Genomic DNA, 23,754 nt, shown 5'->3' with positions numbered 1-23,754 from the left:
ATAAACTTATGTAAGTATGCATTGAACATAAAGGATGGAGATATGGATAAGAATGCCGTAGCAGTAGTCCTTCAGATGCTTCTGTGCATCGCTGTCTTAATATTAAATAGGAAAATCTTTATAAGCGGCTTCAAAGGGCTTTTGGACAGAGTACCAAACAGGTACAGTCTTATGGCCCTTGGAAGCGTCGCTTCTTTTATTCAGGGAATCTTTTTAAGATCGTTTTTGAAGACCGCGATCATCATAACTTTATTCGCTATTTTTAATTTAATAATCGATTATTTGATCCGCGAATACGATGGCGATGAGCTTAAAGTATACGCACCTATTGTTCTGTCTTATAAAAAACAGGCAGAGTACTTTGTGTTTATAGTGATCGGAATATCCGTTATTACTTTTATAATATGGATGATCGCAGGGGCTCAAATTGGGACGGCGTTAGATAAAGCAAGCTCTGTGCTTATTTGTGCTTGTCCGACTGCTTTGTTTATCTCAGCCTCTCTTTATTTTAAATCGGCTAGAAAACTTAGTGAAAAGAATGAGATTCTTTTTAAAGACGATGCAATTATCGAAAATGCTGCTGATGCAGACATTTTACTATTTGATAAAACAGGTATCATAACAAAGGGTGAACCTGTTGTGACGGAGGTCTTTTCTTCCGATTCACTTACTAAGAGTGGTTACAGTGCGCTGAAAGCCAATACTTCGGAAGATGAGCTTATAAGACTCGCGGGAATAATGGAATCACACAGTAAGCATCCGATAGCAAAGGCCGTTACCGAATATGCATATAACCGGTGCGAATTTGAAAGTAACGAAGTATCAGGTTTTATCAAGTTTGAAGGCAAAGGCCTTGAGGGTAAGATTGACGGAAATATTATCAGGTGCGGAAACCATGATTTTATAAGTAATCATGCTATCATCCCGGCTGAGATAGAAGAGCGCGCCCAGATGTTTTCTTCACTTGGTAAGACTCCCATTTATTATTCCAAGGACAATAAACTTCTTGGGATAATTGCTGTCTCTGACAATATAAAAGAAAATACTCAAAAAGGTATTATTGAGCTCAAAAACATGGGAATAAATCCGGTGATGTTAACCGGAGATAATGAAAAGACGGCAAAGACAATCGCCGAGCAGGCGGGCGGTCTTGAAGTTGTATCCGGAATCATAGCAGGAGAAGAGCGGAAAATTGCAGATGATTATATGGAAAAGGGCAGTTGCGCGATTGTTTTGGATGATAATAACGACGATGAACTTATAATTCCCGAAGGCTCTGCGTCCATGCTTGCTGCGGCTTTCAGGCTTTCAAAAAATACACTTTTAAATATTCGTCATAGTTTTTTGTGGTTCTTAATATATAATATAATAATGATTCCGATAGCAGCGGGATGTTTGGAAGCTATCTTCGGAATACTTATAAGCCCGTTACTATTTGCGATAATTATGTGCTTTTCTTCAGTTCTTTTTACGGCACATGCTCTTACTATCGGGGAAAAAGATATTACTGATTCAAGTAAAGACAAGAAATTACAAAGCATAAATTGGAGGAGAAAATGGAAAAAAAGATCAAGATCAAATACTTTAACGATAAGCTTGAAAAGCTGACTTATATTGACGGAAAATCAGACTGGATCGATCTTAGAAGTGCTGAGGATATTGACCTTAAGCAGGGAGAATTTAAGCTTATTCCTTTGGGAATAGCAATGGAGATCCCTGAAGGATATGAAGCACATATTGTTCCGAGAAGTTCTACATTCAAGAATTTCGGCGTTATTCAGGCCAATCACATGGGTGTTGTCGATCATTCATATTGCGGAGACAACGATCAGTGGTTCATGCCTGTTATCGCAATGAGAGATACACACATTGGTTTTAATGACAGGATCTGTCAGTTTAGGATCATGGAGAATCAGCCTGCAATAGTATTTGACGAGTGCGATCACCTTGAAGGTGCCGACAGAGGCGGCTTTGGTTCAACAGGAAAGAACTGATGAAGTATCTTTTGACCTATACGAAGTATTGAAAAAATAGTATTCTGTGCTACAATTATAAATCGTTTGAATAAAGAAAATACTTAATAAACAGAGGTTTGAAAATGGCTAAAATTCGTACAAGATATGCGCCGAGCCCGACGGGACGTATGCATGTCGGAAACTTAAGAACAGCTCTTTATGCTTATCTTATAACAAAGCATGAGGGCGGCGATTATATTCTCAGAATTGAAGATACCGATCAGGAGCGCTATGTTGAGGGTGCTACGGAGATCATATACAAGACACTTAAGGATACGGGACTTATCCATGATGAAGGCCCCGATGTAGGCGGAGATGTCGGACCTTACGTTCAGAGTGAGAGACAGAAGGCCGGTATTTATATGACCTATGCAAAAGAGCTTGTGGAGAAAGGTGAAGCTTATTATTGCTTCTGCGACCAGGAGAGACTTGCTTCTCTTGTTCAGGTCGTTGAGGGAAAAGAGATAAGCGTTTACGACAAGCATTGCCTTTCTCTTTCAAAAGAAGAAGTTGAGAAGAACCTTGCAGAGGGTAAACCTTTTGTCATCAGACAGAACAACCCTACTGAAGGAACAACAACCTTCCATGACGAGCTTTACGGAGATGTAACGGTTGATAATAAAGAGCTTGATGACATGATCCTTATTAAGTCGGACGGCTATCCTACATACAACTTTGCCAACGTTGTTGACGACCATCTCATGGGAATCACACACGTTGTAAGAGGTAACGAGTATATCTCTTCATCACCTAAGTACAACAGACTTTACGATGCTTTCGGATGGGAGATTCCCAAGTACATCCATTGCCCTCTTATCACTGATGAGGAGCACAAGAAGCTCTCTAAGAGAAGCGGACATTCTTCATTTGAAGATCTTATCGAGCAGGGCTTCCTTCCCGAGGCGGTTGTTAACTTTGTTGCTCTCCTTGGATGGTCACCTGAAGATAACAACGAGATCATGAGCCTTCAGGAGCTTATCGAGAAGTTTGATTACAGACGTATCAATAAGTCACCCGCCGTATTTGATTACACCAAGCTTAAGTGGATGAACGGTGAGTATCTCAAGAAGATGGACGAAGATGAGTTCTTTAAGACAGCTAAGGCTTATATCGTCGATGCACTTAAGGAAGAGGGCGACTGTGTTATTTCAGCCGATGAAGCCAAGCTTAAGCAGATATCAAACATGGTCAAGACTCGTATCGAGATCTGGCCCGATATCGCTGATATGGTCAAGTTCTTTGCTGAGCTTCCCGAGTACGACACAGCGATCTACTCACACAAGAAGATGAAGACCAATGAGGAGACTTCACTTGCGGTTCTTAAAGAGGTTCTTCCTTTGCTTGAGGGTCTTGATGAGAAAGATTATGTAAACGATACGCTTTATGCACTTCTTTCGGATTACATCAAGAACAAAGAATATAAGAACGGATATGTTCTTTGGCCTGTAAGAATCGCTGTTTCCGGTAAAGAAATGACTCCTTGCGGAGCAACGGAGCTCATGGAAGTTATCGGTAAAGAAGAGACAATCAAGAGAATCAAAAAAGGAATCGAGTTACTTGAAAAATAAAATCCTTAATTTTAAGGATGGCAGTGTTACATTAAATGCCGCGCAGTATGAGGCGATAACTCATAAAGACGGCCCTGCAATGATCCTTGCGGGGCCGGGAAGCGGCAAGACTTTCGTTATAGTTCACAGGATCAAGTTCTTAATTGAAAATCTTGGCGTAATGCCGTCATCTGTTTTAGTTATCACATTTACAAGATCAGCTGCCTATGAGATGCAGCAAAGATTTATGAAGATCACGGATAGTTCTTATCCCGAAGTGTCGTTTGGCACTTTTCATTCCATCTTTTATCAAATACTTATAGACCTTAGATCAAAGCCGGGAAAAAGGGCAAAGCTTGAAGTTGCAAGCGAAAGCTTTAAACTTAAGATAATGTGCGATATTCTGCACAGAGTTAATAACCGCATTTACAGTGAACAAAAGAATGAAAAACTCACTGATCCTGAGATTGTCGATGCATCTAAAGACATTCTTTCTGAGATTTCAAGGCTTAAAAATACGGGCTCTAAAAACAAAGAAAACAATGCCCATAATACAAACAACAGCAACATCCCTTTTCCTGAGTATTTCCTGGAAATTCAAGATGAGTATGAACGTCGCTTAAAAGAATTTGGGAAGATAGACTTTGATGATATGATTGTTGAAAGCTGCAATGAATTATCAAGGCCGGGAAATCCGTATTTAAATAAATACAAGCATATCCTCATCGATGAATATCAGGATATTAATCCTATGCAAAAAAGAGCCGTTGATCTGCTTAAAGGAAATAACGGAAATCTCTTTATTGTCGGTGATGACGATCAGTCTATATACGGGTTTCGAGGATCCGATCCCGGTCTTATGAAGCTCTTTTATGAGGAAAACAAGGATGATCGTTTGGCTCTTATTAAGCTTGAAGCCAATTACAGATCGGGAGATAAGATTATCGGGGCATCGAATCTTGTTATAGATGAGAATAAGCTTAGGTTTAAAAAGACTGTTTATGCCGCTGATAAAAGCTTGAGAGGTCATGTTTATGCAAGAGCTTATCATAATAAAAAGCTTCAGGATCTGGCAGTAGTATCTTTTATTTCTTCTTACAAAGGAAACCTTTCCGATATCGCGATCATATTCAGAACTAATTCTGAATGCTTGAATATTGCCGAAATTCTAAAGAGTTATAAAATACCGACTAATCTTGAGAATTTTATAGGAAGAAGAGGGATTGATGATGCGATCTTACTTTGTCTTTCATATATGGAGTTTGCTTATCTTGGTAAAAAGAGAAGCGATTTTCTTAAGATAATGAATAAGCCTCTCAGATATATATCAAGGGATGCCGTATTAAATGAAACGGTCACTGAAGCCGAGGTTCTTAGGTATTACAAGGGAAACAAAGAAAGATGTAATGAGATAAAAAGATTGTTTGGGCATATACGCATGATCTCACACTTAAGACCCGGGCTGTGTGTCAGATATTTGAGGAAACAGGTCGGAATAGATAAGCTTTATCCGGGTTCGCAGAGCGCTCTTGATATCTTTTCTAAAGAAGCGTGCGACTATGAGGATTCACATAAGTTTATTGAAGATTATAGGAGAAAACTTGAAGATAACACTTCGGAAAAAGAGGCTAGAACGCGGCAAAGCAATTCAAACTGCATTAAGATCTATACGATGCACGCATCTAAAGGTCTTGAGTTTCGATATGTGTGGCTTCCCAGCTTAAATGAAGGAATAATTCCGTCTAGAAGTGCGGTTTCGGACGAATCGATAGAAGAAGAGCGCCGCATGCTGTATGTCGGGATGACACGAGCAAAAGAGGCGCTCATAATGTCGTATATTACCGGTGATGACGATAATAAGATGCTTCCGTCACGGTTTTTAAAACCTATAAAAGATCTGTGGATATCAAAGAATTATAAAGACTCTGAATCTTCTTCGGGAAGTTCAATAAGCTCATCAAATTCTACATCGTCGAGATAAAGGTTAAATGCTTCGGAAACAGCTTCGTACTCGGCATCATCATAAATGTAGCCAAGTTCAGGCTCCTTATCGTTTCCTTTGTAGATGAATTCATAGAACCAAACGTTTCCGTCGTTGTTCTGGCCGTTTTTATCAAGAGGCAGAAGAACGATATAATCCTTTGCATTGACGGTCAATACGATAATGATGGCACATGTGACAATTTTGCCGTCATCAAGTTCGATATCAACAGTCATCTGCTCATCGTTTTCTATTTTGGTATTCATATCTGTAGCAATCTTGGAAAATTCCATCAAAGTTCCTCCTGAAATACTTATCTTTAGACTATATCATGATTATAGCATACTTCGAGTGCATATAAACTGATTATGTGATAAAATATTAGGGCTTATGTAATGCAAAAAAGTAAGCATTTTCAGCTCTTAAAATCTGTCACGAAAGGAAGACTGTATGTCTTTAAATTATGTGATACACAAAGAAAAACCTTATCCGCTCGGATGTTATATAGATTATGATAAAAGTCTTGTTGTCAGAGCAGTCTTTGAGGATGCGGATAAATGCGGTTTAAAGCTTTACAGTGAGGATAAGCTTAAGTCCTCCAAAGCTAAGAAAAGCAAAACTCTTAAGATAGAGCTCCCTAAGGATGTAAAAAGAGGTGATATCTATTCTGCCAGGATCAGTGGTATCGACAATATAGATGAATACACTTCATATAACTTCTTTTCCGATGATGATTGCTTCTGCGATCCATACGCTGAGCATATCCTGGGACTTGAAGGCTTTGGCAAGGATGTTGATCCTTCCGATATCAGAGCGGTTCTTAGGAATAAATCTGTTTCCGGAAATTCATTTAACTGCTTTGATTGGGGCGATGACAAGAATCCCTGCATTCCTTATAACGAGAGTCTTATATATCTTATGCATGTAAGAGGTTTTACAAAGAGTCCATCAAGCGGTGTTTCTGCGTCGCTTCGTGGAACGTTTAAGGGAATCCTTGAGAAACTTTCTTATCTTAAATCTCTCGGAATTACAACGATAGAGCTTATGCCTTGTTATGAGATGGATGAGCTTGAAAAACCTAAGAAATCCAAGGGACGCGGAAGTGATAAAGAAGTTCCGGGCAATGCAAAAGAACTTGTTTATTCAAGGGACGGAAGCATTGTCGGGAAGAATATGATAAAGCACAGGCTCAATTATTGGGGCTTTAAAAAGGGTTATTACTTTGCGCCCAGGACTTCATATTGTGCCGATCCTACTGGAGCCGAAGATGAAGTTAAGAGCTTTATTAAGACCATGCATGAAAACGGCATCGAAGTAGTTCTTCAGTTTTATTTTGAAGAAGATGAGAGCGAGAGTCTTATTATCGATGCTCTTAGGTTCTGGAGATGCTCATATCATGTAGACGGTTTTCATATTAAGGGAGCAAGTATTCCTAAGAAGCTCATCTTTAAGGATCCTCTTTTTACAGATGTTAAGATCTGGTACGACTGGTTTGATTACGAGGATTACCATACGGATTTACCTAAAGCCGAGAAATATCTTGCAAGCTACAACACCGCATTTTTATATGCTTCCAGAAGATTTTTAAAGGGTGATGACAATAGCTGCGGTGATTTCTTAAAGGCTATGGTTTTAAATAATCCGGAGTACGGTAACGTTAATTATATAAGCGACTACGAAGGATTTAGACTTGCCGATCTCGTTGCTTTCGAGCACAAACACAATGAGGAGAACGGTGAGAATAACAAAGACGGAAGTGACAATAATCTTTCCTGGAACTGCGGAATCGAAGGTAGGACCAAGAAACGCAGTATTTTGGAGCTTAGGACCAGGCAGATGAAGAACATTATGACAATGCTTCTTTTATCTCAGGGAACACCAATGATCTTTTCGGGAGATGAATTCGGGAACTCTCAGAGCGGTAACAATAACCCGTATTGCCAGGATAATGAGATCGGCTGGGTTGATTGGAAGGCTCTTGACAAGAACGCCGAATTGTTCGATTATGTTAAGTCGCTGATAGCCTTAAGGAAGAAATATAATATTCTTCACAGTAAGGATGCTTTCAGGCTTATGGATTATATATCTTGCGGCTATCCCGATCTTTCGTGCCACGGAAGAGAAGCCTGGAGACCCGATCTTTCGGGACATTCACATATACTTGGAATGCTTTACTGCGGCTTATATGAAAAGGATAAGAAAGAGCCGTTTATCTATGCTTGCTACAATATGCACTGGACTGATGCGGAGCTGGCGCTTCCAAAGCTTCCCGACGGCTATGAATGGGAGCTTATATCAGATACGGCGGCAAGTAATAAGGAACAGCCCATGGATGCGGTTATGCATACTTTGGCTTCCAGATCTGCAAGGATCTATATTAGCCGCTTTAATGAAAATGCCAAGAAGAAAGGTAATAAAAAGGCAAAAAAGAAATGAATAAACCTGATGTTATTGAGAAATTTTTACGATACGTGAAGGTTGATACACAGTCAGACCCGGATTCAGGTACATCACCGTCAACCATGAAACAGCATGACCTTGCCAAGCTCTTGAAAGCAGAGCTTGAAGAGATCGGCGCAAGCGATGTTTATTATGATACGGAGCATTGCTATGTGTATGCCAAGATACCGGGAAATATTGATGACGGTAAGGACAGACCTGTTATAGGTTTCGTTGCACATATGGATACTTCCGATGAAGTCAGCGGAAAAGATGTAAAGCCAAGGATTGTTGACGGCTATGAGGGAACCGATATTCTTCTTGATAAAGAAGGAAAGATCGTTCTGTCGCCCAAGGATTTTCCGGAGCTTTTAAATCATATCGGAGAGGATCTCATAGTTACCGACGGTTCAACACTTCTCGGAGCCGATGATAAGGCGGGGGTTTCCGAAATCATGACGATGGCGGAATATCTTTTGAATAATCCCGATATAAAGCACGGTGAGATAAGTATTGCATTTACTCCCGATGAAGAGATCGGTGAAGGAACCGCATTCTTTGACATTGAGAGATTCGGCGCCGATTATGCGTACACCATTGACGGCGGTAAGATCGGGGAGCTTGAATATGAGAACTTTAATGCAGCTGAAGGCATTATTAAGGTTGACGGCAGAAGCGTTCACCCCGGTGATGCAAAGAATAAGATGGTTAACGCATCGCTTATCTGCTATGAGTTCCATTCTCTTTTACCTGAGTTTCAAAATCCTATGTATACTGAAAAAAGAGAAGGCTTTTTCCATCTGATAGGTGTTGAAGGAAGCACTGAGAGTGCGACGGCAACTTACATCATAAGAGATCATGATGAGCATCTATTTAACGAAAAGAAAGAGCTCTTTGTAGCCGCTGCCGATTTCCTTAATAAAAAATACGGCGAAGGGACGGTTGAAGCGAGCGTTAAGGATCAGTACTACAACATGATCGAGAAGATCAGACCTCATATGCATCTTGTTGAGAATGCTAAGCGTGTGATGGAAGATCTTGATATTATTCCGATAGATTCTCCGATCAGAGGAGGCACGGACGGCGCAGCTCTTTCTTATAAAGGGCTTCCTTGTCCCAATCTGTGCACAGGCGGATATAATTATCACGGCAAATATGAATATGCATCTGTTCAGGAGATGAGAAAGGTGGTAGACATCCTTCTCGGAATAGTGGATGCATACGGAAAAGAGTTTTAATAATGGCAATAAACAAAGAAAAGAACAAGATAAATATTTTAAATTCTTGCAGGGAAGAGATTACAGACGAAGAAAGCATAAGGCAGCTTGATTATATCGATAAGGCAAGGAGCATTGTCTCCAAATTTGAAAAAGAGCTTGGAAGAAAGCCAAGAGCCTGCGTTGTGACATTTGGTTGTCAGATGAACGCAAGAGATTCCGAAAAGCTTCTCGCCGCACTTAAGCTTGTCGGATATGAAGAGACTGATTCAGAGGATGCAGAGTTTGTTATCTACAATACCTGTACAGTCAGAGACAATGCGGACCAAAGGGTTCTGGGTAGGCTCGGCCAGTGCAGCAATTTTAAGAAAAAGAATCCTTTCATGAAGATTGCGATATGCGGCTGCATGATGCAGGAGCCGGGTGCTGTTGAGAAGATCAAAAAGAGCTACAGATTTGTTGACCTTATCTTCGGAACACATAATATCTATAAATTCGCCGAGCTTTTATATCAGACACTTTGCGCTGATAAGATGATCATAGATATTTGGGAGAAGACGGACAAGATCGTCGAGGATCTTCCGGTTGTACGTAAGTATGCTTATAAATCCGGCGTAAACATTATGTTTGGCTGTGATAAATTCTGCACTTACTGTATCGTTCCGTATGTAAGAGGGCGTGAGAGAAGTCGTAATCCCAAGGATATAATAAGAGAGTGCGAGAAGCTTGCGGCTGACGGCGTTAAGGAAATAATGCTTCTTGGTCAGAATGTCAATTCATATGCCAATGACCTTAGGAAAGTTGATAAAGACGCAATGTCTTTTGCTCAGCTTCTTGATGAAGTAGCTAAGGTTGAGGGTATTGAGAGAGTTAGATTTATGACTCCTCATCCGAGGGATTTTAAGGATGACGTTATCGATGTCATTGCAAATAATCCCAAGATCGCAAGGCATATACATCTTCCTCTTCAGTCTGGAAGCTCCAAGATACTTAAGAGGATGAACAGAAGCTATACCAAGGAAGAGTTCCTTACTCTTGCAGCTAAGATAAGAGAGCGTATTCCCGATGTTGCGATCACAACGGATATCATCGTCGGCTTCCCGGGTGAAACGGCAGCCGATGTTGATGACACCATCGATGTAGTGAATAAAGTAAAGTTTGATAACGCTTTTACTTTTATATATTCAAAGAGAGCAGGCACTCCTGCGGCTAAATTCGAGGATCAGGTTCCGGAGAATGAAGTTAAGGAGAACTTTGACAGACTTCTTAAGGTTGTTCAGGAAACGGCCAAGGAGCAGGCTGCAAAGCTTATAGGCAGATGTGAAGATGTACTTGTTGAGGGAGTTAACGAGCACGATTCATCACTTATGACGGGTAGAATGTCCAATAATACTTTGGTGCATTTCCCGGGAGGAGAAGAACTTATCGGAAGCTTTGTGAAGGTTAAGCTTACCGAATGTCACGGGTTCTACTATTTTGGCGAAAAAATCTAATGCAGTAAGGGGAACTATGCCGTGGAAAATACCACGAACTACAATTACGATAATGTTGATATAGAAAAAGTATCACCCATGATGCAGCACTATCTTAAGACTAAGCTTGAGAATAAGGATTGTATCTTGTTTTACAGACTGGGTGACTTTTACGAACTGTTTTTTGACGATGCAATAGTAACTTCAAGAGAGCTTGAGCTTACGCTTACGGGTAAAGCTTGCGGACTTGAAGAAAGAGCGCCGATGTGCGGCGTGCCGTTTCATGCGGTGGATACTTATCTTACCAAGCTTGTTTCAAAAGGTTATAAAGTCGCTATTTGCGAGCAGACCGAAGACCCTAAGCTTGCCAAGGGCATCGTAAAAAGAGAAGTTACCAGGATCGTTACTCCCGGTACCAATCTTAATATGCAGTCTCTTGAAGAGACCAAGAACAATTACATCATGAGTATTTTTTACTCATCCGATATTACCGGTATTTCCATTGCCGATGTTACAACAGGCGATTACTTCCTTACTGAAGTTGATACGCTTCGCGGCGTTATGGATGAGATCGGTAAATATATGCCGACGGAACTTATCTGTAATGATGCCTTTAATCTTAGCGGTATCGATATGGATGAGATCAAAAACAGGATGAATGTCTTTGTCAATTCGCTTGAATCAAGGTATTTTGACGATGATATGTCCAAAAAGCTTCTTCTTAAGCATTTTAAAGTCTCATCACTTATCAGCCTCGGCATAGACGATTTCCCCTGCGGTGTGATCGCGGCGGGAGCACTTCTTCAGTATCTTACGGATATGCAGAAGGCGGAAATAACTAATATCACGCATATCTATCCGTACCTTACAAGTAAGTACATGCTTCTCGACGGCTTTACAAGAAGGAACTTAGAGCTTGTTGAGACATTAAGAGATAAGCAAAAAAGAGGAACGCTTCTTTGGGTGCTTGATAAGACCAAAACCGCGATGGGCGCAAGAACGCTCAGATCCTTTATTGAGCAGCCGCTTATCGATAAAGAAGAGATAATAAAAAGACAAGGTGCGGTTGAGACTCTTGTAAAAAATGTGGTCACGAGAGAAGAAATAAGAGAGTATCTCGGTCCTGTTTATGACCTTGAAAGACTGATGTCCAAGATCATATTTAAGACCGCCAATCCAAGGGATCTTTTGGCTTTTAGAAACTCAATCGCAATTATCCCCGCGATCCTCACATCTCTTTTGGATGTTCAGGATGATAACGAGTTAAAAGAGCTTACGAACAAGCTGGATCCTCTTAAAGATATTCACGATCTTATCGACAGTGCGATCGTTGAAGAGCCGCCACTTACGATAAAAGAGAGCGGAATAATAAAAGAGGGCTTTGATAAAGATATAGATCATTTCAGAGAAGCAGGATCAAACGGAAAGAGCTGGCTTGCCGAGCTTGAGGAAGAAGAAAAAGAAAAGACGGGAATAAAGAACCTCAGAATAAAATACAGCAATGTATTCGGCTATTCTTTTGAAGTTACCAATTCCAACAAGGATATGGTTCCCGACTACTTTATAAGAAAACAGACTCTCACAAACTGCGAGAGATATACTACACCCAAGCTTAAAGAACTTGAGGATACCATTCTTAATGCTCAGGATAAGCTTAATAACCTTGAGTATGAGATGTTTTGCAAGATAAGAGATTCTATTTCTCTTGAGATAGACAGGATACAGACGACTGCTAAAGCCCTGGCACTTCTTGATGTTTATGCTTCACTTGCGTATGTTGCAGAGAAGAATCATTACGTTAAGCCTACAATAAATGAAAAAGGCGTTATAAGCATTAAGAACGGCAGACATCCTGTTGTAGAGCTGATGCTTGATGCGTCGGATATGTTTATCTCAAACGATACTTATCTTGATAATAAAAAGCATTGTATATCCATTATTACCGGTCCCAACATGGCAGGTAAGTCAACGTATATGAGGCAGACAGCGCTTATTACTCTTATGGCGCAGATAGGAAGCTTTGTCCCTGCTGAAAAAGCGGACATGTGTGTCGTTGACAGGATATTTACAAGAGTAGGTGCTTCGGATGACCTTGGCAGCGGTCAGTCCACCTTCATGGTTGAAATGAACGAAGTCGCCAATATTTTAAGAAATGCAACGCCCAACTCCCTTCTTATCCTTGATGAGATCGGAAGAGGAACTTCTACCTATGACGGACTTGCGATTGCGTGGGCTGTTACCGAGCATATCAGTAACCGTAAGATACTCGGAGCCAAGACGCTTTTTGCAACGCATTATCATGAGCTCACAGAGCTTGAAGGCAAGATGGATAACGTCAATAACTACTGCATTGCCGTCAAGGAAAACGGAGATGATATAGTCTTTCTTCGAAAGATCATAAAGGGCGGTGCGGACAAGAGCTATGGTATTCAGGTTGCCAAGCTCGCAGGTGTGCCCGATATGGTTATAGACAGGGCAAAGGAGATTGTTACAGAGCTTACGGACAATGATATAACCGAGAAGGTTCAGTCAATTGCCAGAGAAAACAAGAGCGATAAAAAAGTTAAAGTAACGCATTATGACGATGTCGATATTGATCAGATGTCACTTTTTGATACCGTAACTGATGAAGATGTGCTTAAGAGACTACAGGAAATCGACATAACGACTCTTACGCCGATGGACGCTCTGAATACACTTTATAAGCTTCAGAGCGATTTGAAAAACAGGTGGAAAAACTAAATGGCTTTCATAAATGAACTGGACAAAAAGACTATTGATCAGATTGCTGCGGGTGAAGTGGTTGAGAGACCTGCGAGTGTCGTAAAAGAACTTGTTGAAAATGCGATTGATTCCGGCGCGACTGCCGTTACCGTTGAGATAAAGGGCGGCGGCATCGATATGATCCGTGTTACGGATAACGGGTCCGGAATCGAGAAAAGCGAAATAAGAAAAGCTTTTAAAAGACATGCGACAAGTAAACTTAAGACCATAGACGATCTTTTTTCAATACATTCTCTTGGATTCAGAGGAGAGGCGCTTTCAAGTATTTCTGCGGTCGCTCAGGTTGATATGATAACCAAGACCAAGGATTCTCTTGAGGGAATTAGATATTGCATTAATGGCGGAGAGGAAGCTGCTTTTGAAGAGATCGGAGCTCCCGATGGAACGACGCTTATTGTGAGAAATCTCTTTTACAATACTCCCGCGAGAAAGAAATTCTTAAAGACACCGCAGACGGAAGGAAGCTATATAGGTGATGTAATGGAGCATCTTGCTCTGGATAATCCCACAGTTTCTTTTCACTATATCAACAATAAGGACGATAAGTTCAACACTTCCGGAAACGGAGATTTGAAAGAGATAATCTATAGAATTTACGGAAGAGATATTTCCGTAAGTCTTGTTCCGATTAACGTTACAGAGAATGGGATCACACTTGAAGGATATCTCGGAGAGCCTTCGATAAACAGGTCCAACAGAAACTTTGAGATCTTCTTTGTAAACGGAAGATATGTAAAGGATAAAGTTATCTCAAAAGCACTTGAAGAGGGCTATAAACAGTATCTTATGATGCATAAGTTCCCGTTTGCGATTTTGCATTTAAGACTTGATCCGTCACTTGTTGATGTCAATGTTCATCCTGCAAAGCTTGAGGTCAGATTCAACAATCAGACGGCACTTTACGAGTTCATAAGAAAGAATGTTGAAGAGACGCTTCGTAATCATGAGATGATACCTGATGCGCTTCTCGGTGACGATCTAAAGGATGCCAAGAAGGCTGCGGATGTAGAAGCTACGGAAGAAGAAAGCTCTTTTGACAATAAAAAAGAGACTTCAGTTGATCCGGATTCAAATAAAAAGGATGATAAACAGCACGCTCCCGAACCTTTTGAGAAGTCTAGGTTCGAAGAGAACAAGGTGAATGAGGATGCGCCTGTTTATGCCACAGGTGTCAAGGAAGAACCCATAAGGATTCAGGACAGCAATAAATCCGCTGTTTGGACGAGGATATTCGGGGATTCGGACGGAAGCATTGCAGAGAAGAACGAAAGGCCTTCACCCATTATTAAATCAGATGAGGCGATTATTGTCGAAAAGCCGGTTCAGCTCGATCTTTTTGAAGAAAAGGTTCTTACCAAGGACAACGTTAAGGAATACGAGATCCTGGGACAGATTTTCGGAACATATTGGATCATCGGCTTTAAGGATAAGATGTTCCTAGTCGATCAGCATGCGGCCCATGAGAAGGTTAATTATGAGAGAATGCTGGCAAGATATAAGTCGGGAGAGATGCTTTCGCAGATGGTAAATCCTCCTGTGATCATAAGTCTTTCATCGGCTGAGGAAGATATATTCTTGCATTACAGAGAGTATTTTGAAAAGCTTGGTTTTAACATTGAGAACTTCGGTGGTCATGAATATGCCATGAGAGCCATTCCGATCGATCTTTTCGGATGTTCGGATGAAAAAGAGATGTTCGTTCAGATACTTGACGAACTGTCTCATGAGACCAATCTTGACAGGACACCCGATGTGATAAATTACAAGATCGCAAGTATGGCTTGCAAGGCTTCCGTAAAGGGTAATACCCAGATGACGAAAGAGGAGATGGAAGCTCTTTTGGATGAGCTTCTCACACTTGAGAATCCGTATAATTGCCCACACGGAAGACCGACAATTATATCCATGACGAAGTATGAGATTGATAAGAAATTCAAACGAGTGGTGGAATGAGTAAACAAAAGCTTATAGTATTAACAGGTCCGACGGCTGTCGGAAAATCAAAATTATCAATAGAGCTTGCTAAGAGAATAGGCGGAGAGATCATCTCCGCTGATTCTATGCAGGTCTATAAATATATGGACATCGGTACCGATAAGATCTCGACCGAAAAAATGGAAGGAGTTCCGCATCATTTGATCGATATTCTGGATCCTTCCGAGAATTTTAATGTCTTTTTATTCCAAAAGCTTGTAAAAGAGGCTATCTGCGATATTTCCGGAAGAGGCAAGATTCCGATAATTGTAGGAGGAACCGGATTTTATATTCAGGCGGTCCTTTATGATATCGATTTTACCGAGACCGATGAAGATACGTCGATACGAAATGAGCTTGAGGAAAGGGCAAAGAACGGCGAAACGGAAGCTCTTTTTAATGAGCTGAAAGAAATAGATCCAAAGTCGGCAGATATCATTCATGCCAATAATGTAAAGAGGGTTATAAGAGCTCTTGAGTATTATAAAAAGACAGGAAGACCTATCTCAGAGCACAACGAGGAACAGCATCAAAGAACTTCGCCTTATGATTTTAAGTATTTTGTGCTTACCGATGACAGAGAGGTTCTTTATTCGAGGATAGATAAACGTGTTGACTTGATGATAGAAGAGGGGCTTGAAGAGGAAGTAAGAAAGCTTCTTGAAATGAACATAGACAGGTCGGCGACTTCAATGCAGGGGCTTGGCTACAGAGAGATGTTAGGCTATCTTGACGGCGAATACGATCTTGAAAGAGCCGTTTATCTTATTAAGAGAAATACGAGGCACTTTGCAAAGAGGCAGCTTACCTGGTTTAGAAGAGAAAAAGATGTTCGTTGGATAGACAAAAGAGAATTTGGCAGAGACGATGAACGAATCTTGGAAGAAATGATAAGGATATACAAAGATGAATAATACAGCAAACAATGAAATGTACAAAGCTCTTGGGATTTCCGAAAAGGTATATGACTTTGGCGAAAAGATCTTAAAGGATCTTGAGGAGCGTTTTAAGAAAATAGATGAAACCGCAGAATATAACCAGCTTAAGGTTTTGAAAGCGATGCAGGATAGCAAGGTTAGCGAAGCATGTCTTCTAGGAACAACCGGTTATGGTTATAACGATATGGGAAGAGAGAAGCTTGAAGCCGTTTATGCTTCTGTTTTTCATACTGAGGATGCACTTGTAAGACCTCAGATCACATGCGGAACTCACGCGCTTGCGCTTGCTCTTATGAGTAATTTAAGACCCGGAGACAGACTCTTTTCACCTGTTGGCAAGCCTTATGATACTTTGGAAGAAGTTATCGGCATAAGACCTTCCAAGGGATCTCTTGCGGAATACGGCGTAAAATACAGCCAGGTGGATCTTTTACCTGACGGAAGCTTTGATTATGACAATATCAAGAAAACTCTTTTGGATAATGATGATATCAAGCTTGTTACCATTCAAAGATCAAAGGGATATCAGACCAGACCCACTCTTTCTGTTGAGAGAATAGGAGAGCTGATCTCTTTTATCAAGGGAATTAAAAAGGATGTTATCTGCATGGTAGATAACTGCTACGGCGAGTTTGTTGAGCGTATTGAGCCAACGGATCTCGGAGCGGATATGGTTGTCGGCTCTCTTATAAAGAATCCCGGCGGTGGTCTTGCGCCTATCGGCGGATATATCGCAGGTAAAAAAGAATGTGTTGAAAATGCGGCATACAGACTTACTTCACCGGGACTCGGAAAAGAGGTCGGTGCTTCACTTGGAATTCTGCCTCAGTTCTATCAAGGATTTTTCCTGGCACCTACAGTTACTGCATCTGCTCTTAAAGGAGCCATATTTGCAGCAAATATTTATGAAAAGCTTGGTTTTGATGTTGTTCCGAATGCTACGGAGGACAGACATGATATTATTCAAGCGGTTACTTTCGGAAAGCCCGAAGGTGTGATTGCTTTTTGCCGTGGAATTCAGGCTGCGGCTCCCGTAGACTCATTTGTTGATCCCGAGCCTTGGGATATGCCGGGTTACGATTCACAGGTAATCATGGCTGCGGGTGCTTTTGTATCGGGTTCTTCAATAGAGCTTTCGGCCGACGGACCGATAAAAGAACCTTACTCTGTTTTCTTCCAGGGAGGCCTTACATGGCCGCATGCAAAGCTTGGAATATTAAAGAGTTTGCAAAATCTTGTGGATAGTGGCGTTGTGATGTGTTAAACTATAATCTGTATGAGTTTGGTTGTATGAAGTAACAACCGTGTAAGAATTCCTTCCTGTCGCCCGGAAGCGATCTTATCGGAGGGAATCTTATGAAAACAAATACATTTGATAATAAAGGTGCGAGCGCGTCTTGTGACATGCTTCCTTACGAACGTTTTATGCGATTCGGTGCACAGTCGCTTACCGATGCGGAACTTCTTGCGATCATTATCAGGACGGGGAGTAATACATGCTCTCCCATTGATATAGCAAGAAATGTTTTGGCGCTTGGAAGAGGCAAGGAAAAGGGACTTAATTGTTTATACGGTGTCTCTTTGGATGAGCTTAAGCGTATAAACGGTATCGGGGAAGTCAAGGCGGTTAAGCTTAAGTGTATAGCCGAGATGGCTATGCGCATGTCCAGGAGAAGCGCATCACTTTCGCTTGATTGTTCCAAACCTTCCGAGGTTGCGCTTAGCTATATGGAAAAGCTTAGACACGAGGAAAGAGAAAAGGTTATATTATTATGCCTTAACAATAAGCTGCGGCTTATTGAGGAATGTCTTTTGTCTATAGGAACAGTCAATTCAGCATCTTTATCACCGAGAGATGTATATATGCATGCTCTTAAAACAGGTGCTTCGGGTATAATTCTTATTCATAATCACCCGGGCGGCGATCCGACCCCCAGCAGGGCGGATGTTGCTATCACCAACAAGATCCGCGAATCGGGCATTATGCTTGATATCGCACTCAGAGATCACATAATAATAGGAGATAAGTCATTTTACAGCTTTGAAGAAAAAGGGCTGTTGTGGCAATAAGGAGGAAGTTTTGAGTAATATTTTTGGAATCGACCTTGGAACCAGTAACATCAAGATTTATAACAGAGATGCGGATGGTCTGACAGTTGAAAAGAATATGATAGCTATCGAGAATAAGACTAATGTTTTCGCTTACGGTAATTCCGCATACGATATGTATGAGAAGGCTCCCGATAAGATCAGGATCTCTTATCCTTTGAACAGTGGTGTTATCGCTGATATCGAGCACATGGAGACTTTGGTCAAGCTCTTTATCACAGATCAGATGAAAGGTTCTGTTAAGCCTTGCGAAGTTTATATCGCGGTTCCCAAGGATGTAACAGAAGTTGAGAGACGTGCTTTCCACGATCTTATCAATGATGCCGGAATTAAAGCAAAGAAGATCATGATGGTCAAGAAGCCTCTTGCAGACGGACTCGGAATGAATATAGACGTTATGAATTCTCAGGGTGTACTTGTTGTCAATGTAGGTTATGACACTACAGAGATCTCAATTCTTTCGCTCAGAGGTATCGTTGTCAGCAAACTTATAAAAGTAGGCGGCAAGAAGTTTGATGAGTCCATCAGAAATATCGTTCGTAAAGAGTACGGACTTCTTATCGGAGAGAAGACATCAGAGAACGTTAAGATTGCTCTCAAAGATTTTGAGAAAGAGGGTAAGGATGCTGTCGTTTACGGAAGAGATATCGTTACAGGTCTTCCCGTTGAGAGACAGATTCCTACAGAGCTTATTAACAGCGCGCTTGTTGAGAACTTCAACCAGATTCTTGATAACGTAAAGGCTACACTTGAGAAGACTCCTCCGGAGCTTGCAGCCGATATCTTTAAGCACGGTCTTTATCTCACCGGCGGTGCTTCACAGGTATGCCACCTTGCGCAGAGACTTTCTAACGGCGTAGGTCTTAATGTTAATATTGCCGAGAATCCCGTTGGATCTGTTGCTCTTGGTCTTGCCAAGATCATCAAGGAGGATCAATACAAGGTTCTTGCTTACGGAATTGAAGAGGATAAGTAATAATGAGTCCCATAATCAAAAGAAGAGGAGAAGAATTTACTCTTCCGAGTAAATATCTCCTCTTTATTTTAACAGTGCTATGTTCCGCACTTATATTGATCACATTTAATACAAACCTGTTTTCCGGACCGCTTAATTCGTTTGCAGGTGTTTTTGTTGTGCCTTTCCAAAAAGGAATAACAAAGGTTGGAACTCATATCAAAAATACTACGGACAGACTCGAATCAATAACCAAGCTTCTTGATGAAAACGAGAAGCTTAAAGCGCAGATTGATGATCTTACCAAAGAAAACACACTTCTTTGGCAGGAAAAATATGAGCTTGCGCATCTCCGCGAGCTTTTTGAACTCAAAAACGAGTATGCTGAATATCCGATGGTCGGTGCAACGGTTATCGGCAGTGATCCGGGTAACTGGTATAAATCTTTTGTTATCAATAAAGGCTCCGATGACGGCCTTTCGGTTGATATGAACGTTATCGCGGGAAGCGGACTTGTCGGAAGGATCATCGAAGTTGGCCCTTCATGGTCAACCGTCGAAACCATTATCGAAGATAAAGCCGCTGTCAGCGGTATGGTACTTGCAACAGGCGATAATCTTGTTGTTGAAGGTGATCTTCAGAGGTACAAAGACGGTGTTATTCGTTTTTCTTATCTTCATGATGACGGAGATGAAGTAACTACCACCAATAAGGTTGTAACATCCAATATAAGTTCCAACTACGTTCCCGGAATTCTTATCGGATATATTGAAGATATACAAGATGATTCAAACAATATTACCAAGTCGGGCACAATAAGACCGGTTGTTGACTTTGAACATCTCAGTGAAGTACTTGTGATAACAGAATTAAAAAAGAAAGCGAATTAAAGTAAGGCTAATGAATATCAGACGAGTTATTGTCAACTTCATATTCTTATTGGCATCTTTTATCTTACAGTCGACCGTATTTCGGGCTCTGGATTTTGGCGGTATTGCTCCTAATTTACTATTGATATTCACCGCATCATTGGGATTTATAAAAGGAGACAAGGCCGGATTGTTAGCCGGCTTTTTTTGCGGACTTCTGTATGATGTGTTTTTTGGTGCTTATTTGGGATTCTATGCACTTATCTTTATGTATGTGGGATTCCTTATCGGCAAGCTCCATGAGATCTTTTTTTCAAATAACGTAGCTATTCCGATCACTTTTATCACAATTGCTGATTTTGTTTACGGATTTATATGTTATGTTCTTTTATTTATGTTTAGAAACAGGTTTGATATTAAGTTTTATATGATGAACATAATCATTCCTGAAGTTGTTTATACAGCCCTTGTAGCGATTATTTATTATCCTATCATCTTAAAGGCCAACAATAAGATTGATGAGATAGAACAAAGGAGCGCAAAGAAATTTGTTTGAGAATATAAAGGATGGATTTATAAAGTTCATAACATCCAGAGCCGTTATTGTATGCGGTTTAATTGTTTGTCTTGCCGGTATTATGATATACAGGCTTTTTTGGCTGCAAATAGTTAAGGGTGATTATTATCTTGATTCATTCCAGCTTAAGATCACCAAAGTTAAGACCATTCAGCCTGCAAGAGGTAATATCTATGATGTTAACGGCAATCTTCTTGCTTATAACAAGGACGCAAATTCTGTTACCATTGAGGACGTTTACAAGTCCGGTAAAGGCAAGAACAAAGCTATTAATGATACTCTTAACGGACTTATCGATATTATCGAAGAGAACGGCGACAGCGTTGATCAGGACTTTAATATAATCATAAACGGAAGCGGAAACTATGAATACAATGTCACCGGTTCCGCACTTATCCGTTTTCTTGCAGATGTATACGGTCATACCAAGACCGATGAGCTTAAATACGAGGAGAAGATCAAGACTGCCGAGGAAGTAATAGAAGATCTGTGTAAGAAATTCGAGATCGGTGAAAAAGAAGGCTCCGGTATGAATGCCAAATTCATTGCCGGAAAAGGTTATTCCAAGGACAGAGTTCTTAATCTTGTTATCGTAAGATACAAGATGTACAACAACAATTATCAAAAATATATTGATACAACCGTTGCTTCTGATGTTTGTGAGCAGACGGTTGCCGATGTTTTGGAAAATGCCAGTGTTCTTGACGGTGTAGATATAGAACCCGGTACTGCCAGATATTATCCCGATTCCGAGTATTTTTCACATATTCTCGGATATACCGGTAAGGTTACTCCCGAGCAGCTTGCCGAGCTTAAACAGGTTAATAAAAACTATGATTCCAACGATATTGTAGGTCAGTCGGGTATTGAGGAATCTATGGAGAGTGTACTTCAGGGTACAAAAGGTAAGGAGACACTTTCGGTTGATAATACGGGTCGAGTTATTGAAGTTAACAGCTTTGTTGACTCTATAAGAGGTAATGACGTTTGGCTTACTATAGACAAGGATCTTACAGAAGCATGCTATAAGATTTTGGAGCAGTCTCTTGCAGGTATTCTTGTAAGAAAAATCCAAAACATCAAGGCTAATCCCGATAATGCGGATCTCGGTTCCAGTAATACGCCTATTCCGATTTATGATGTTTATTTTTCTGTGTTTGACAATGCTATTGTAGATATATCTCATTTTGATGATGAGGATGCAAAAGACACCGAGCAAAAAGTGTATCAGGCATGGCTTGCAAAGAAGGAAGAGGTTATTAACGGAATCAGGGTTGAGCTTAATGAAAAGCAGACACCTTATAAAGATCTTTCAAAAGAATATAAATGGTATATGACGCATATCTCCGATATGCTTGAGAGTGAGATTTTTAATTCCGATAAGATCGACAAAGAAGATGAGATGTACAAGGCTTATCATCTTACCGAGGAAATATCGCTTACAGAATACCTTAAATATACATATGCCAAGGGTTGGATCGATGTTTCAAGACTTAATCTTGATAATCAATATGCTTCTTCGGAAGAGGTATTTGCACAGATAGTTGATTATATCGCCGAAGAACTTGGCGGCGAAAAGGTTACAAGTGAAGGTGTTGAATCTAATCCCGATCTTGATTTTGATGCAAGGCTTTATAAATATCTTTTGCTTGAAGATAGGATAAGCGGAACACAGGTCTGCAATCTTTTACTTGAGCAGGAGGCTGTTTCTCTTGATGATGAGGAACGCGGACTCTGGGAAAGAGGAGGGGAGTCTTCATATACCTTTATGAGAAACAGGATTGAAAAACTTGATATCACTCCTGCGCAGCTTGCTCTTTATCCTTGCACAGGTTCTATTGTTATTACCGATGTCAATACGGGTGAAGTTCGTGCTCTTGTTTCATATCCGGGATATGACAACAACAAGATGGCTAACGGCGTTGATGCCGCATATTATGCTAAACTTCGAAGTGATAAATCCAATCCTTTGTTTAATTATGCGACTATGCAGAAAACTGCGCCCGGATCTACTTTTAAGATGGTTTCCGCTACGGCAGGACTAAGTGAGAATGTTATTACTACGAGTTCCACTATCCATTGCGGCGGTATATTTACCAAGCTTGATGATAACAAGCCGCCCAGATGTTGGATACATCCGGGTAGCCACGGAGACCTCAATGTGACAGGCGGAATTAAGAATTCATGTAACGTATTTTTCTATGAAGTAGGTTACAGACTGGGCATAGTTGACGGAACCAATTCCTATTCATCGGATATTGGTCTTCAGAAGCTTGCCAAGTATGCGAGTCTTTATGGTCTCAATGAAAAATCGGGTGTTGAGATAACTGAGTCAGAACCTCAGATTTCCGATAAGGACTCTGTTCGTTCCGCAATCGGTCAGGGTAGTGCCAACTATACGACCGTCAGTCTTGCAAGATATGTTACAACCGTTGCCAACAGCGGTAAATGTTTTAATCTGACTTTAATAGACAAAACGACAGATTCTAATGCCAATGTACTTGAGGATTACAGTGCAGATGTCAGAAATGAGATAGATATGCCTTCTGCATATTGGGATGCAATACATCTCGGAATGAGACAGGTTGTTCAGTCCAAGAAGATATACGATAATTTCGGTGTTAATGTTGCGGGTAAGACCGGTACCGCTCAGCAGGAAGGTAAGCCCAACCATTCATTATTTGTTTGCTATGCACCTTACGAGACTCCGCAGATAGCCGTTGCCACTCGTGTAGCTAACGGTTATACATCCAGTTACGCTGCCGAGATCACGAAAAGAGTGCTCGAGTATTACTTTGATCTTAAGGAAGATGAAGAGATTCTTTCGGGAACAGCTCAGACACTTCAGGATGGCGCGGCAAATGCTGACTAATGGAA

17 protein-coding genes are annotated in these 23,754 nt (G+C 40.8%); 16 read left to right on the top strand and 1 reads right to left on the bottom strand.

What is annotated here, in order from left to right; genetic code table 11:
- The first annotated feature begins 42 nt into the window (after positions 1 to 42).
- The 4 genes from BM377_RS09200 (at position 43) to BM377_RS09185 (ending at position 5,543) form a co-directional block, all read left to right on the top strand.
- Positions 43 to 1,608, top strand: a complete 1,566-nt coding sequence (locus tag BM377_RS09200; RefSeq protein WP_092247112.1) for a heavy metal translocating P-type ATPase — start codon at positions 43 to 45, stop codon at positions 1,606 to 1,608.
- The gene (locus tag BM377_RS09195) at positions 1,557 to 1,994 is read left to right on the top strand and encodes a dUTP diphosphatase (RefSeq protein WP_092247109.1); all 438 of its coding nucleotides are present in this window, start codon (positions 1,557 to 1,559) and stop codon (positions 1,992 to 1,994) included. The genes BM377_RS09200 and BM377_RS09195 overlap by 52 nt, the downstream gene beginning before the upstream one ends.
- 104 nt (positions 1,995 to 2,098) lie before the next feature.
- On the top strand, positions 2,099 to 3,583 hold the full coding sequence (gene gltX / locus BM377_RS09190) for a glutamate--tRNA ligase (RefSeq protein WP_092247106.1): 1,485 nt from the start codon (positions 2,099 to 2,101) through the stop codon (positions 3,581 to 3,583).
- Positions 3,573 to 5,543 (top strand): ATP-dependent helicase, encoded by a 1,971-nt coding sequence (locus BM377_RS09185; RefSeq protein WP_092247102.1) that lies wholly within the window; start codon positions 3,573 to 3,575, stop codon positions 5,541 to 5,543. The genes gltX and BM377_RS09185 overlap by 11 nt, the downstream gene beginning before the upstream one ends.
- Here BM377_RS09185 and BM377_RS09180 read toward each other — a convergent pair.
- Positions 5,477 to 5,836 carry a DUF1292 domain-containing protein gene (locus BM377_RS09180; RefSeq protein WP_092247098.1) on the bottom strand — a complete coding sequence of 120 codons (360 nt, stop codon included), beginning with the start codon at positions 5,834 to 5,836 and terminating at the stop codon, positions 5,477 to 5,479. The genes BM377_RS09185 and BM377_RS09180 overlap by 67 nt on opposite strands.
- Positions 5,837 to 5,993: 157 nt before the next feature.
- On the opposite strand from BM377_RS09180, the gene BM377_RS09175 reads away from it, so the two are divergent.
- The 12 genes from BM377_RS09175 to BM377_RS09120 all read left to right on the top strand — a co-directional run bounded on the left by BM377_RS09175 (position 5,994) and on the right by BM377_RS09120 (position 23,749).
- A complete protein-coding gene (locus BM377_RS09175; protein WP_092247094.1) occupies positions 5,994 to 7,979 on the top strand; it encodes an alpha-amylase family glycosyl hydrolase in 1,986 nt (661 codons plus the stop codon).
- Positions 7,976 to 9,220, top strand: coding sequence for a peptidase T (pepT, locus tag BM377_RS09170; RefSeq protein WP_092247091.1), 1,245 nt, complete (start codon positions 7,976 to 7,978; stop codon positions 9,218 to 9,220). Before BM377_RS09175 ends, pepT begins: the two co-directional genes overlap by 4 nt.
- A 2-nt stretch (positions 9,221 to 9,222) precedes the next feature.
- Complete coding sequence (miaB, locus tag BM377_RS09165; RefSeq protein WP_092247088.1) at positions 9,223 to 10,692, top strand: tRNA (N6-isopentenyl adenosine(37)-C2)-methylthiotransferase MiaB; 1,470 nt, start codon at positions 9,223 to 9,225, stop codon at positions 10,690 to 10,692.
- A gap of 78 nt (positions 10,693 to 10,770) precedes the next feature.
- Positions 10,771 to 13,413 carry a DNA mismatch repair protein MutS gene (gene mutS, locus BM377_RS09160; protein WP_092247142.1) on the top strand — a complete coding sequence of 881 codons (2,643 nt, stop codon included), beginning with the start codon at positions 10,771 to 10,773 and terminating at the stop codon, positions 13,411 to 13,413.
- Positions 13,414 to 15,408 (top strand): DNA mismatch repair endonuclease MutL, encoded by a 1,995-nt coding sequence (gene mutL / locus BM377_RS09155; RefSeq protein WP_092247085.1) that lies wholly within the window; start codon positions 13,414 to 13,416, stop codon positions 15,406 to 15,408. It abuts the gene before it with no gap.
- Positions 15,405 to 16,343 (top strand): tRNA (adenosine(37)-N6)-dimethylallyltransferase MiaA, encoded by a 939-nt coding sequence (gene miaA / locus BM377_RS09150; protein WP_092247082.1) that lies wholly within the window; start codon positions 15,405 to 15,407, stop codon positions 16,341 to 16,343. Before mutL ends, miaA begins: the two co-directional genes overlap by 4 nt.
- On the top strand, positions 16,336 to 17,631 hold the full coding sequence (locus tag BM377_RS09145) for a methionine gamma-lyase family protein (RefSeq protein ID WP_092247079.1): 1,296 nt from the start codon (positions 16,336 to 16,338) through the stop codon (positions 17,629 to 17,631). Before miaA ends, BM377_RS09145 begins: the two co-directional genes overlap by 8 nt.
- A 92-nt stretch (positions 17,632 to 17,723) precedes the next feature.
- On the top strand, positions 17,724 to 18,437 hold the full coding sequence (radC, locus tag BM377_RS09140) for a RadC family protein (RefSeq protein ID WP_092247076.1): 714 nt from the start codon (positions 17,724 to 17,726) through the stop codon (positions 18,435 to 18,437).
- Positions 18,438 to 18,447: 10 nt separating this feature from the next.
- Positions 18,448 to 19,452 carry a rod shape-determining protein gene (locus BM377_RS09135; protein WP_092247073.1) on the top strand — a complete coding sequence of 335 codons (1,005 nt, stop codon included), beginning with the start codon at positions 18,448 to 18,450 and terminating at the stop codon, positions 19,450 to 19,452.
- A 2-nt stretch (positions 19,453 to 19,454) separates the two neighbouring features.
- Positions 19,455 to 20,321, top strand: coding sequence for a rod shape-determining protein MreC (gene mreC, locus BM377_RS09130; protein ID WP_092247070.1), 867 nt, complete (start codon positions 19,455 to 19,457; stop codon positions 20,319 to 20,321).
- Between the two features lie 10 nt (positions 20,322 to 20,331).
- On the top strand, positions 20,332 to 20,856 hold the full coding sequence (gene mreD / locus BM377_RS09125; RefSeq protein WP_092247067.1) for a rod shape-determining protein MreD: 525 nt from the start codon (positions 20,332 to 20,334) through the stop codon (positions 20,854 to 20,856).
- Complete coding sequence (locus BM377_RS09120; protein WP_092247064.1) at positions 20,849 to 23,749, top strand: penicillin-binding transpeptidase domain-containing protein; 2,901 nt, start codon at positions 20,849 to 20,851, stop codon at positions 23,747 to 23,749. Before mreD ends, BM377_RS09120 begins: the two co-directional genes overlap by 8 nt.
- Positions 23,750 to 23,754 lie beyond the last annotated feature (5 nt).

Origin of the sequence: Butyrivibrio sp. INlla21, assembly GCF_900116875.1 — a bacterium.
Taxonomy (GTDB): domain Bacteria; phylum Bacillota; class Clostridia; order Lachnospirales; family Lachnospiraceae; genus Butyrivibrio.
The sequence above is the reverse complement of the archived record's forward strand: the minus strand, read 5'-3'. Positions and strand labels throughout refer to the sequence as shown.

Excerpts from the sequence above, each read along its gene's own strand:
- BM377_RS09200 (WP_092247112.1), top strand. The coding sequence starts at position 43 with ATGGATAAGAATGCCGTAGCAGTAGTCCTTCAGATGCTTCTGTGCATC.
- BM377_RS09195 (WP_092247109.1), top strand. The coding sequence starts at position 1,557 with ATGGAAAAAAAGATCAAGATCAAATACTTTAACGATAAGCTTGAAAAG.
- gltX (WP_092247106.1), top strand. The coding sequence starts at position 2,099 with ATGGCTAAAATTCGTACAAGATATGCGCCGAGCCCGACGGGACGTATG.
- BM377_RS09180 (WP_092247098.1), bottom strand. The coding sequence starts at position 5,836 with ATGGAATTTTCCAAGATTGCTACAGATATGAATACCAAAATAGAAAAC.
- BM377_RS09175 (WP_092247094.1), top strand. The coding sequence starts at position 5,994 with ATGTCTTTAAATTATGTGATACACAAAGAAAAACCTTATCCGCTCGGA.
- pepT (WP_092247091.1), top strand. The coding sequence starts at position 7,976 with ATGAATAAACCTGATGTTATTGAGAAATTTTTACGATACGTGAAGGTT.
- miaB (WP_092247088.1), top strand. The coding sequence starts at position 9,223 with ATGGCAATAAACAAAGAAAAGAACAAGATAAATATTTTAAATTCTTGC.
- mutS (WP_092247142.1), top strand. The coding sequence starts at position 10,771 with ATGATGCAGCACTATCTTAAGACTAAGCTTGAGAATAAGGATTGTATC.
- mutL (WP_092247085.1), top strand. The coding sequence starts at position 13,414 with ATGGCTTTCATAAATGAACTGGACAAAAAGACTATTGATCAGATTGCT.
- miaA (WP_092247082.1), top strand. The coding sequence starts at position 15,405 with ATGAGTAAACAAAAGCTTATAGTATTAACAGGTCCGACGGCTGTCGGA.
- BM377_RS09145 (WP_092247079.1), top strand. The coding sequence starts at position 16,336 with ATGAATAATACAGCAAACAATGAAATGTACAAAGCTCTTGGGATTTCC.
- radC (WP_092247076.1), top strand. The coding sequence starts at position 17,724 with ATGAAAACAAATACATTTGATAATAAAGGTGCGAGCGCGTCTTGTGAC.
- mreC (WP_092247070.1), top strand. The coding sequence starts at position 19,455 with ATGAGTCCCATAATCAAAAGAAGAGGAGAAGAATTTACTCTTCCGAGT.
- mreD (WP_092247067.1), top strand. The coding sequence starts at position 20,332 with ATGAATATCAGACGAGTTATTGTCAACTTCATATTCTTATTGGCATCT.